Below are 11,255 nucleotides of genomic sequence, written 5' to 3'. Positions count from 1 at the left end.
GACACGGCCCCTGACGACACCGCTTCTGACGACACCGCTTCTGACGACACGGCGTCGCTGGGGCCGACGGACCGGGCGATCCCCAGCCGGGAGGAGCCGCTGGTCGCGCGGGCGACGGCGCCGCTCGGCGGTCCGCTGGGCCGGCACGCGACGGTGGGCCGGCACTGGTTCTGGTCTCCGCTGCGGGTGTGCCTGCTGCTGGGCGTGATCGCGCTGTCGCTGTCGTGGTTCGGCAAGGCGGCGTGCATCCAGCAGTACGAGGACCCGTCGGGGCAGCTGCGGCTCGACTGGCAGTCGGGCCGGCAATACGTGGCGATGTGCTACTCGGACATCGTTCCGCTGTACTCGGCGCAGCGCCTCGACCAGGGCGACACGTTCCCGTACGCGACGCACTGGTCGGAGGAGACCCAGGCGGGCGAGCACGAGCGCCGGTACATGGAGTACCCGGTGCTGACGGGCCTGTTCCAATGGGTCAACGCGAAGCTCACGCACGGCTGGACGGGCGTCGCCGATGCCGGATTCCTGCCGGGCGCACTGCCGGTGGCGGTGTACTTCAACATGACGGCGTTGTTCCTGGCCGCGGCGTGGTTGACGGCGATCTGGGCGACGGCGCGGATATCGCGGCACCGACCGTGGGACGCGGCGCTCGTGGCGATCTCGCCGCTGGCGATCGTGCACGCGTTCACCAACTTCGACACCCTCGCGGTCGCGCTGGCCACGTGCGGCCTGTTGGCGTGGTCGAGACACAGACCGGGGCTCGCGGGCCTCCTCATCGGACTCGGTGCCGCGGCCAAGCTGTATCCGCTGTTCCTGCTCGGTCCCTTACTGGTGTTGGGTATCCGCGCGGGCAGAGTGGCCGAGTGGGGGAGGACGTTCCTGGCGGCGGCGGTCGCGTGGTTCGCGGTGAACCTGCCGATCCTGCTGGTGTTCACCGAGGGCTGGCGCGAGTTCTTCCGGCTCAACTCCGAACGCGGGATGGACCCGGACTCGATCTACAACGTCGTCTCGTACTTCACGGGCTGGCCCGGCTTCGACGGCGAGCTCGAACCGGGACAGGCGCCGACCGTGCTCAACACCGTCAGCGGTGTGCTGTTCCTGGCGGGCTGCGCGGTGGTCGCCTACATCGCGTTGACGGCGCCGCGGCGGCCGCGGGTGGCGCAGCTGTGCTTCCTGGTGGTGGCGGCGTTCCTGGTGACCAACAAGGTGTGGAGTCCGCAGTACTCGCTGTGGCTGGTGCCGCTGGCCGTGCTCGCGATCCCGCGCTGGCGGCTGCTGCTGAGCTGGATGGTGATCGACGCGCTCGTGTGGGCGCCGCGGATGTTCTCCTACCTCGGCGTCGAGAACAAGGGACTGCCCGACAGCTGGTTCCTCGGCACGGTGATCGTGCGCGACATCGCCGTGGGCCTGCTGTGCGTGTTGATCGTGCGGGAGATCTACCGGCCGGCGGCCGATCCGGTGCGGTCCGGGCCGACGGCGACCGACGACCCGCTGGGTGGTCCGCTCGCCGGGCAACGGGACGTCGTCGTGCTGCCCGGGTTGTCGACGTTGCTGCCGGCCCGGATCGTGCCGCGGAGACTGCGTCCCTCGGGGCGGCACTCGGCGGAGTCGGACCGGGAGCGAGCGGGATCCTCGGGGCCGCGGTCGTAGCTCCGGTTCAGCCGCGGAGGTGCGCGATGTCGGCGCGCTGGCCCTCGGCCGGGGTCTCGACGACCACCGGGGCTCCGGCCTCGCCGGCCGCAACAGCGACGGCGCGCAGCACGTCGGGGTCGATCGTGCCCTCACCGCCGACGACGTTGGCGTGCCGGTCGCGCTGCGAACCGGCCGCGTCGCGCGAGTTGTTCAGGTGCAGCAGGTCGATGCGGCCGGTGATCGCGAGGACGTCGTCGACGACGGTCTCGAGGTCCCAGCCCGCGGCGTGGGCGTGGCAGGTGTCCAGGCAGAACCCGGCGCCGAACTCGCCGACGGCGTCCCACAGGCGCGCGAGCATGTCGAGGTCGCGGGCCATCGCGGCGTCACCGCCCGCGGTGTTCTCGATGAGGATCGGCACGTCGAACGAGGTCCGTTCGAACAGCTTGCGCCAGTTGGCGACGCCCTCGGCGGGGTCCTCGCCCTTGCGGACGTGCCCGCCGTGCACGACGAGTCCGCGCGCGCCGATCGCCGCGGCCGCCTCCGCGTGCTGCGTGACGCCCTTGCGCGAGGGGATGCGGATGCGGTTGTTCAGGGACGCCACGTTCAACACGTACGGCGAGTGGATGAACACCGCGACGTCGGACGCGAGCAGGTCGTCGCCCCTCGGGTGCGGCTGCGGTTTCTTCCAACTGCGGGTCGGACAGGAAGAACTGGACCGCGTCGCGCCGACGTCCGCGGCTGCCGAGAGCGGATCGTCGTCACCGACGTGGGCACCGATCTGCATACCGCGAGCCTATCTACGTGCGAAGACGATCATCGAGTACCTTCACCCGTGCAACGGAGATCGCTCGCGCGCGTGCGCAGAGTGATGCAGCAACAGCGAGGGGTGGGCTCGTGAGGATCGGCCGGAACACACTGCGGACGACCGTGACGGCAAGCGTCGTCGCGCTGGGGTCGCTCGGCATCGGCGGCGTGGCTTCCGCGCAGGAGGACGCCGAGCCCGAGTTCATCAGGGGCGAGTGCGCTTCCACGCTGAAGGGCGAGGACGGCGAACCGCTGACGCTCGACACCCTGGCGGCGATCAACGGCGGCGAGGGCCTGGCCGGCATCGGCACCGGTGAGGGCAGCGACGCGCTCGTGACCCTGCCGGTGAAGGAGCTGCTCGCGGGGCTCGGCATCAACCGGGCCGAGGTCGTCGTCGATTCGCTCGGGCAGATCTGCGACACCGCCCAGAGCACCGCCAACACGACTGTCAACGCGCTGCGCGCCCCCACGACGCCGGACGAACCCGAACCGGAGCCCGAGCCCGCGCCCGAGCCGGCACCCGAACCGCAGCCCGAACCCGACCCCGCGCCGCCGGAGGACGACCCGGAGACACCGGCTCCCGGTGACGGCGGTCCCGGGGACGACGCGCCTGGTGACGGCGCCGGTGGCGAGACCCCGGACGGGCTCGACCTCGCGGCGCCCGCGCCGGACCCCGGTGCCGCTGCCTCGCCGCTCGAGGACATCGAGATCCCGGGCGGCCCGCAGACCCCGCCGGAGGCCGAACTGCCGCCGGGTGCCGACCTGGACGTGCCGGAGGCGCCGGTCGGCCCGGGCATGGACAGCCCCGAGCAGGGCAACCGTCCCGGCGAGCAGGAGAACGCGGCCCGCAAGTCCGGCACCGCGCAGGCCCTCCCCCAGGCGGGCGAGCGCGACCGGGCACCGCTGGTGCTGTCGGTGGCCGCACTCCTGGTGGTCATCGGCGCGTTGAGCCGGGCGTGGATCGCGCGCAAGAACGCCTGATCGTTGGTGTGCGTGACGCCGCGGGATGTGGTTCGTTAGTTACTACGAACCGATCTCGGAGGGCACGCGATGCGAGACGACGACAATCGCGAGAACCGTGGTGACGGCGAACCGGGCGATCTCGGTGCCTGCGGCGGTCCGGTGGGCGCGTGACCCGCAGGGTCGCGAAGCCGGCGGCCGTCACGACCGCGGGTGTCCTCCTGGCGATGACCGCGGGCGCGGTGGCGCCCGCGCAGGCCCATGCCGAGGGTGAGACCAAGAAGGTGCGGTGCGGCCAGACCGTCACCGCCGAACCCGGCGACCGCATCCAGGGCATCACCGCCCTCGGCGTGCCCCTCGACCTCGGAGTCGTCACCGACACGGTCGGTTCGCTGCTCAGCGGCCTGTGCAAGGTGACGGTGAACGTCGTCGACACGGCCGTGAAGCCGATCCCGGGCGCCGGCGAACCCCTGTCCGACGGCCTCAACAACACGGTCGAGGGCGTCACCGGCGGGGCCCGGCAAATGACCGACTCGCTCGGCAACGGCCAGGTCGTGCCGCGTCCCGACGAGCCCTCCGAACCCTCGGAGCCCGAGCCGTCCGAGCCCGCGCCGTCCGAGCCCGACTCCGGTGCCGGCGACGGCGGTGACTCCGGCAGCGGATCCGGTGGTTCCGACGGCACACGCGAACCGAACAGCCCCGTCGTGGGCGACGGCGGTTCCGGGTCGGGCGGCGGGTTGTCGTACGCGGCCGGTGGGTCGGCGGGCGATCCGGCCCTGCGCTACGCGGGCGTCCCCGCCGCCGACGGCGCGCTGTTCTCCGCGGCGCCCGGCCTGCGCTACGGCGGGCAGATCCCCGGCTACAGCCCCGACTTCGGCCTGCTCGGCGAGACGCCGCCCAGCCCGAACGCGGGCGTGCCGGACATCCGGGCCCTCGAACAGCAGACCCCCGGCCAGTCCACCGGGCACGGCCAGCAGCAGGGCGCCGACGAGGTTCGCAACGCGGGCGAGGCGTCGTCGCTGGCGCAGCAGAGCCCCGCGGGCGGTCCGTCGCTGCCGTTGATGCTGGCGGTGTTCGCGCTGGCGGGTGTCAGCGCCGGCCTCGCCCGCAGCTGGGTGCTGCAGCGCGCCGGCGGCTCCTGAGCCGCGGTCCGTCAGCCGCGGTTGTGACGTCGCGGTTGTGACCGGCCCTGTGACCGGCCCTGTCACCGGTTCGTGGCCGGTTCGCCCGATGCGGGGACGAATCGGGCACGAGCGGTAGCTACCGACCCGTATCCCCAACGCCGAGCGGTCGTTTATCTTGTTGACGCCCTGCCGTGCCAATGAGGTCCAGGCAGGGTAAGCCGTTCGGAAAGGGATACCGTTCGAAGTGCGTACCAACACCGCCCTCAACCGGGTGCTTGGACTGGTGGCCGCGACGGCGGTCGCCGCGGGACTGACCGCGTTGGCCGCGCCGGCCGCAGGCGCTCAGACGCAGGCCCCCGTCAACTCGTGCACCGCGACGGTAGCCGCCCCGATGGGCGCGAAGGTGATGCTGAAGGGCTCGTCCGTCGCCGGCCAGGTCGAGGCCGGCGCCCGTGAGGCCGACCGCTTCCTGCAGTTCACCTTCCCGAAGAACCTCGCCGAGGAGATCAGCAAGCACACGCTCGAGGTCGGCACGGTTCCGCACCGGGCGACCGGTGTCGTCGGCGGGGAGCGGGTCGCGAACATCGTGACCGACATCCTGGACGGCAACCCCGCGCTCGGCTGGCCGCACAAGCGACAGCAGGTGCTCGACTCGATCCACCGCAAGGTTGCCGGCACGTGCGGCATGCCGCTCGAGGCGACGAACCACTCGGCGCCGAGCTCGCAGCCGCAGCGCGGCGGCGGTGACGGCCACTCCGGTGGTTCGGCGCAGCCGCAGCAGCCCGGCGGTCACGGTGGTTCCGGCAGCACGGCGCCCGGCGCGCCGCAGCCCGGTGGTGTGCCCCCGACGCCGGACTCCCCGCAGGGAAGCGGCGACGCGTGGGCCGCGCCGCGCGACTACGGCAACATCCCGTCGGCCGACGCGCCCACCGGCGGCGCGGCCGTGCCGCCGGACATGCGCTACTCGCCGCAGGACGGCGTCCCCGGTGCGCCCGACTCGCCGGAGTTCGGCGTGCTCAGCAGGGTGGGCAGACCGGTGCCGGCGCGCAGGGCGACGTCCGCAACGCGGGCAACGCCGACGCACTGGCCGCCGCGCCGGCTCCCCGGGCCAGGTGCAACTGCCGATGCTGCTCGCCGTCGTCGCCCTCGCCGGCGTCACCGCAGCCTGGTCCGAACCTGGGTCCTCCGCAAGACCACCTAGCTCCGCAAGAAAGCTCCCGAGGCCCCATGGTCGCGCCCACCCGTCGCCCGGCCACCGCCCCCCAAGGACGCGCTCGCGCGCGGCTGCGCCCACCCGTCGCCCGGCATCCGTACCCGGGAGCGGGGGTGTCGGGGGTGGTGGCTAGACTGGCGAGTCGACATTGCCCTCCTGCCACGGACGTTCCGTGGCCGCCCGAGCCCATAGGAGGTGAGTGGTTGTGTCACGCCATTACGAGGTAATGGTCATCCTCGACCCGTCGCTCGACGAGCGGACGGTCGCACCCACCCTGGAGAACTTTCTCAAGGTCATCCGCAACGGCGGTGGCAGCGTGGAGAAGGTTGACGTCTGGGGCCGTCGCAGGCTCTCGTACGAGATCAACAAGAACGCCGAGGGCATCTACGCCGTCCTCGAGCTGATCTCCGAGCCGGCCGACGTGCAGGAGCTCGACCGGCAGCTGTCTCTGCAGGAGACCGTGCTGCGCACCAAGGTGGTCCGCCGCCAGGAGGTGCGTGGAACGAAGCGCGCCGCGAAGATCGCCGCGAAGGCCTGAGGCGGCAGCCATGGCCGGAGACACCATCATCACGGTGGTCGGCAACCTGACCGCGGACCCGGAGCTTCGGTTCACGCCGTCCGGCGCGGCCGTCGCGAACTTCACCGTCGCCTCCACCCCTCGCCAGTTCGACCGGCAGAGCGGTGAGTGGAAGGACGGCGAGGCTCTGTTCCTGCGCTGCAACATCTGGCGCCAGGCGGCGGAGAACGTGGCGGAGACGCTCACGCGCGGCGCCCGGGTCATCGTGCAGGGCCGGCTCAAGCAGCGGTCGTTCGAGACCAAGGAAGGCGAGAAGCGGACCGTCGTCGAACTCGAGGTCGACGAGATCGGTCCGTCGCTGCGGTACGCGACGGCCAAGGTCAACAAGGTCAGCCGCGGCGGTGGCGGTGGCGGCGGTTTCGGTGGCGGCGGCGCGGCTGCGTCGGCCGGTGCCGGCGCCGGTGCCGGTGCGCCTGCCGACGATCCGTGGGGCAGTGCGCCTCCCGCCGGTGGCGGTGGCGGCTTCTCCGACGAGCCGCCGTTCTGAGCTGCTCGCAACGAGCCTTCCCAGACATCAGCAACCACGCAATAAGTTCCCCAGGAGTACACAGTGGCTAAGCCACCCGTTCGTAAGCCGAAGAAGAAGGTCTGCGTCTTCTGCAAGGCCGTGAAGCAGGGCCACCCGGAGGCCATCGACTACAAGGACACCAACCTGCTGCGGAAGTACATCTCCGACCGCGGCAAGATCCGTGCCCGTCGGGTCACCGGCAACTGCAGCCAGCACCAGCGCGACGTCGCCATCGCGGTCAAGAACTCCCGCGAGATGGCGTTGCTGCCCTACACCTCGACCGCTCGCTGAGAAGGGAGTCAGACATGGCGAAGATCATCCTGACGACCGACGTCGCGCACCTGGGCGGTCCCGGCGACATCGTCGAGGTCAAGGACGGCTACGCGCGCAACTACCTGCTGCCGCGCGGCTACGCGATCCCGTCCACGAAGGGCGCGGAGAAGAACGTCCGCACGATCCGGCGTGCCCAGGAGGCCCGTCGCGTGCGCGACCTCGACCACGCCAAGGAGCTGAAGACGCAGCTCGAGGGCCTGGGCCACATCGCCGTCGCGGCGAAGGCGTCCGAGGGCTCGAAGAAGCTGTTCGGTTCCGTGACGACCGCCGACATCGTCGGTGCGATCAAGGCCGCGGGCGGCCCGCTGCTCGACAAGCGGGTCATCCACGTCGACGGTCACATCAAGACCGTCGGCAAGCACTCGGTGACGGCCCGTCTGCACCCGAGCGTGAAGGCGGACGTCCGGCTGGACGTGCAGCCCAAGTAAGCACCCCACGAAAGGTGGCGGTTCTCCGGAGACGGAGGACCGCCACCTTTCGTATGTTTGGACCATGACGCTGTTGAGGGGGGCGCGCGGACGCGCAGCGTGGCGAACCGGTGGGGCTTGTCCGTTGGGGCGGCGGTGGCCGGGTTGGTGCTGACCGCCTGCGGCACGGGCACCGAAGGCGAGGCAACCCCCGACGACGACACCCCGGCAACCCCGGCAGCCGAGTCGTCACCTGCGGGTGGCAACGGCGCCGGCGAGGTGCCGCGGGTCCCCAACCCGGTGGACGTGGCACCACTGGAGCAGGACCCCTGCGCGGCGCTGGACGATCAGCAGATCGACGAGCTCAACCTCGAAGCTGGCCAGCCCGAGGAATTGACGGACGGCGAGTGGATCTGCAAATACCGCTATGCAGCCGATACAAACACCGTCGTGTCCTTCGTCCAATCGCCGACGCTTACCAACGGCTTGAGCGACGTCTACGACCGGAAAGATGCGGTCGTCGTGTTCGAGCCGACGGACGTGGCCGGACACCCGGCCGTGGTGACACAGACCCACCGCGACTCTCGCGACCAGGGTTACTGCGACCTGCAGGTCGGCTTGACCGACAGTGACGTCGTCACGGTGGTCGCCCAGATTGCCGAGAGCAATGACGACTATCCGCAGGGCTGTGCTGTAGCTGAGGTCTTCGCCGAAGAGATGATCGAGAACCTGCGGGGAGGTGCGTGATGACCCGGCGCTTCACCGCATCCCGGGCGGCCACGGCAATGATCGCCGGTATGGCGGCCGGCCTGATCCTCTCCGCCTGCGGCACCGACCCCCAGCAGGGCGAGGCCAGCCCGGACAAGACCACTGCGGCGACCGACACCGGCAGCACCGGCGAGGCACCCCGAGTGGTGAATCCGGTCGACACCGCCGCCCTCCAGCAAGACCCCTGCGCCGCGCTCTCGGATGCGCAAGCTGCGGAGCGGAATCTCGAACGTGGGGTGTCAGAAGAGCTCGACGGGGACCCGAGCTGCATCTACCGGTACACGGATGACTCGGGCAGCCGTGTGCGCTTCGCTCAGAATCCAGATCTCACCAACGGGCTGGATGACCTGTACGCACAAAAGGACACCTTCGGCCTCTTCGAAGAAGCCGAAGTGGCGGGCCAACCAGCGGTGTTCACAAGTCAGTATGACGACGACCGGGACGAGGGTTTCTGCTATCTGCAGCTCGGGCTCACCGACAACGAGTTCATGTCGGTGATGGTCTCGGTCAGACCTTCGAGCGACGACTACCCACAGGGCTGCGACGTCGCCGAAGCCGTCGCCGGCGACATGATCGAGCACCTCCGCGGAGGGGCGTGACCGGCGATAGCCGGCACGTGGGCTACTCCACTCGGGTGATGGTCGGTGCGCTGACGGTGCAGTACTACCAGAAGTACTCGCTCGCCCCCGGGATCTGAGAAGATTTTCCCGAGCAAAGGAAACCTTCGCGCGCCTGCCGTCGTCATAGTGGTCGAGACGGTTGACGCCCTGAGCACAGGGCGGAAGGCTTTGCGGAGACTTGGAGCGACCGCGAGGGGTCCACGAGGAAGGGGTCGAGATGTCCAGCATTCCCCAGATGCCGACGCCCATGATCGGAATGGCAGTGGGTGGCGCAGTGGGCGCAGGTGCGTCGTTCGCGGCGAAGGCCGCCGCGTCACCCGCAGGTGGCGGCTACGAGTTCAGCCCCGAAGAGATCGACAACGCGATCCAGCAGTGGGAAGAGCTGCGGAGCGGCCTACGCGACGACATACAACTCGCGCGGCAAATCGCCAACGTACAGGCGCCCGCCGACGAGCCGGCCAGCAGCATGTTTACGGGCTCCGCCGGGACCTCGGGCGAGGCGCTTGTCGAACAAACGCAGGCGATGATCGACCACTGCAACGAGTACATCCGTGCCCTGAAAAGGGCCAAGGGCGTCACGGAAGAGACCGACGCCCAGGCGGCCCAGGACGCGACGAGCTCCGGAGGCGGAGCACTCTGATGCCGCGTCGCTCCACCGCATCCCATACAACCTCGGCCGTCATCGCTGCCGCGGCCGCGGGACTGATCCTGTCCGCCTGCGGCACCGACCCCGAACAGGGCCAGGCCAGCCCCGACAACGGCGGCGCGCCCTCCGCACCGGCGAGTGCACCTGCCGAATCCTCGGCGGCAAACGGCAACGGAGAGGCACCGCGCGTGCCGGACCCAATCGACGTAGCACCGCTCGACGAGAACCCCTGTGCCGTGTTGTCGGATGCGCAAGTCCGCGATCGCAATTTCGAGCCCGGCGAAGCGCGGGTTCAACAAGGCACTCCCGAATGCCTGTACGAGTACACCGACGGCTCGGGGAGTCGCGTCGCATTCGTCCAAGTGCCTGACTTCACCAACGGTCTCGACGACGTCTACGCCCGCAAGGACGCGGTTGCGCTGTTCGAGCCCACCCAGGTCGCTGGACATCCCGCCGTCATCACCAGCAACTATTCCGACGACCGCGACGAAGGCTACTGCGACCTGCAGGTCGGCCTCGCCGACAACTACGTCATGTCGGTCATGGTGCAAGTCGGCGAAGACAGCGACGACTACCCGCGAGGCTGCGAAGTCGCCGAAGCTGTCGCCGGCGACATGATCGAGACCCTCGGCGGAGGTGCGTGATGTGCCGCGCCGACGCGTTCCGTCTCATCCACATCAATCAGGGGAGTTGATCCGAGATGGTGGCACCGTTCCTTATTCCGGCCGCCGGCGCGTATGTCTACGACTCGCTGGCCAACGGCGAGGAGGCCCAGCGGCAGTCCAGCACGCAGGGCTGTATCGACGCCTACCAGATCTACCAGAAGATCACGTCCGGCCGGGGCACCGCGTCGCTCCATGAGGGTCAGGCCGCGAGCTTGGAGCTGTCGAATCTCCACAGCCAGCGTGCCACCCAAATCAGCCAGATCAACTCGACGATGGCCTCCGCCTGGACCGGTGAGGGTGCCGAGAGCGCCCGAATGGGCGCCCAGCCGCTTCAGACGTGGATGGGCGACGCCAGCGCTAACCTCGGCACGAGCGGCCAGGTGATGTCGACCCAGGCCGGGGCATTCGAGAATGCGCGCAACAACGTGCAGCCGCTCCCGGCCGAGCCGCCCGAGAACAGCTGGGGCAACAAGCTCAAGCCGTGGGAGACGGACCTCGACCGCGACATCGCGGAGTACAACGACAACGCGAACAAGAACGTCCAGGTCTTCAACCAGTACCACGACACGAGCTCGCAGAACGCTGGCCAGATGCCGCAGTACAGCACCATGTCCGGTGCCTACGGCGACGTGAGCCTGGGCGAGTCGGGCGTGAATGGTGGGCGTACCGGGCCGGTCAGCATCAACGAGCCCGGTGGTGGCGGCGGTCAGGGGACCGGCGGCGCGGGCTACCAGTCGCCCGGTGTGTCGTCCGGCGGCGTGCAGACGCCGGCCGCGTCGTACCCCGGTGGCAGCACGCCCGGCGGCGGTGCCGGCGGCGGGAGCTACCCCGGCGGGCCCGGCGGCAGCTACCCCGGTGTCCCGGGGGGCGGCGGATCGTCGACCTACCCGACCACCCCGTCGCCCAACGACGGCACCAGCTCGTCCAACTACAACCCCAACTTCCCCGGCGGCCCCGGCGGCGGATCGTCGACCTACCCGACCACCCCGTCGCCCAACGAC

General features: G+C 70.2%; 14 protein-coding genes. 13 read left to right on the top strand and 1 reads right to left on the bottom strand.

Annotated elements, in window-relative coordinates; all coding sequences use genetic code 11:
* Positions 1-57: 57 nt before the first annotated feature.
* Complete coding sequence (locus BJF85_RS10410; RefSeq protein WP_075846975.1) at positions 58-1,647, top strand: glycosyltransferase family 87 protein; 1,590 nt, start codon at positions 58-60, stop codon at positions 1,645-1,647.
* A gap of 7 nt (positions 1,648-1,654) precedes the next feature.
* On the opposite strand, the gene BJF85_RS10405 is transcribed toward BJF85_RS10410, so the two are convergent.
* Positions 1,655-2,413, bottom strand: a complete 759-nt coding sequence (locus tag BJF85_RS10405) for a deoxyribonuclease IV (protein WP_255375539.1) — start codon at positions 2,411-2,413, stop codon at positions 1,655-1,657.
* A 143-nt stretch (positions 2,414-2,556) separates the two neighbouring features.
* Here BJF85_RS10405 and BJF85_RS27935 point away from each other — a divergent pair, with 143 nt between their 5' ends.
* The 12 genes from BJF85_RS27935 to BJF85_RS10345 form a co-directional block, all read left to right on the top strand.
* A complete protein-coding gene (locus BJF85_RS27935) occupies positions 2,557-3,414 on the top strand; it encodes a hypothetical protein (protein WP_222844510.1) in 858 nt (285 codons plus the stop codon).
* 149 nt (positions 3,415-3,563) lie between these two features.
* Positions 3,564-4,535 carry a hypothetical protein gene (locus tag BJF85_RS10395; protein ID WP_075846922.1) on the top strand — a complete coding sequence of 324 codons (972 nt, stop codon included), beginning with the start codon at positions 3,564-3,566 and terminating at the stop codon, positions 4,533-4,535.
* A 226-nt stretch (positions 4,536-4,761) separates the two neighbouring features.
* A complete protein-coding gene (locus tag BJF85_RS10390; protein WP_083666211.1) occupies positions 4,762-5,718 on the top strand; it encodes a hypothetical protein in 957 nt (318 codons plus the stop codon).
* Positions 5,719-5,935: 217 nt separating this feature from the next.
* The gene (gene rpsF / locus BJF85_RS10385) at positions 5,936-6,268 is read left to right on the top strand and encodes a 30S ribosomal protein S6 (RefSeq protein ID WP_075846920.1); all 333 of its coding nucleotides are present in this window, start codon (positions 5,936-5,938) and stop codon (positions 6,266-6,268) included.
* Between the two features lie 10 nt (positions 6,269-6,278).
* A complete protein-coding gene (locus BJF85_RS10380) occupies positions 6,279-6,794 on the top strand; it encodes a single-stranded DNA-binding protein (protein WP_075846918.1) in 516 nt (171 codons plus the stop codon).
* Between the two features lie 63 nt (positions 6,795-6,857).
* A complete protein-coding gene (gene rpsR / locus BJF85_RS10375) occupies positions 6,858-7,106 on the top strand; it encodes a 30S ribosomal protein S18 (RefSeq protein ID WP_075846916.1) in 249 nt (82 codons plus the stop codon).
* 14 nt (positions 7,107-7,120) lie between these two features.
* Positions 7,121-7,576 carry a 50S ribosomal protein L9 gene (gene rplI / locus BJF85_RS10370; protein ID WP_075846914.1) on the top strand — a complete coding sequence of 152 codons (456 nt, stop codon included), beginning with the start codon at positions 7,121-7,123 and terminating at the stop codon, positions 7,574-7,576.
* A gap of 147 nt (positions 7,577-7,723) precedes the next feature.
* The gene (locus tag BJF85_RS10365; protein WP_255375544.1) at positions 7,724-8,302 is read left to right on the top strand and encodes a DUF3558 domain-containing protein; all 579 of its coding nucleotides are present in this window, start codon (positions 7,724-7,726) and stop codon (positions 8,300-8,302) included.
* Positions 8,302-8,922 carry a DUF3558 domain-containing protein gene (locus BJF85_RS10360; protein ID WP_139320568.1) on the top strand — a complete coding sequence of 207 codons (621 nt, stop codon included), beginning with the start codon at positions 8,302-8,304 and terminating at the stop codon, positions 8,920-8,922. The genes BJF85_RS10365 and BJF85_RS10360 overlap by 1 nt, the downstream gene beginning before the upstream one ends.
* A 238-nt stretch (positions 8,923-9,160) precedes the next feature.
* Complete coding sequence (locus BJF85_RS10355) at positions 9,161-9,583, top strand: hypothetical protein (RefSeq protein ID WP_083666207.1); 423 nt, start codon at positions 9,161-9,163, stop codon at positions 9,581-9,583.
* Positions 9,583-10,233, top strand: coding sequence for a DUF3558 domain-containing protein (locus BJF85_RS10350; RefSeq protein WP_075846908.1), 651 nt, complete (start codon positions 9,583-9,585; stop codon positions 10,231-10,233). Before BJF85_RS10355 ends, BJF85_RS10350 begins: the two co-directional genes overlap by 1 nt.
* Positions 10,234-10,289: 56 nt before the next feature.
* On the top strand, positions 10,290-11,255 hold a 966-nt coding region (locus tag BJF85_RS10345; protein ID WP_075846907.1), incomplete at its 3' end, for a PPE domain-containing protein.

Source organism: Saccharomonospora sp. CUA-673, from assembly GCF_001942305.1.
Taxonomy (GTDB): domain Bacteria; phylum Actinomycetota; class Actinomycetes; order Mycobacteriales; family Pseudonocardiaceae; genus Prauserella.
The sequence above is the reverse complement of the archived record's forward strand: the minus strand, read 5'-3'. Positions and strand labels throughout refer to the sequence as shown.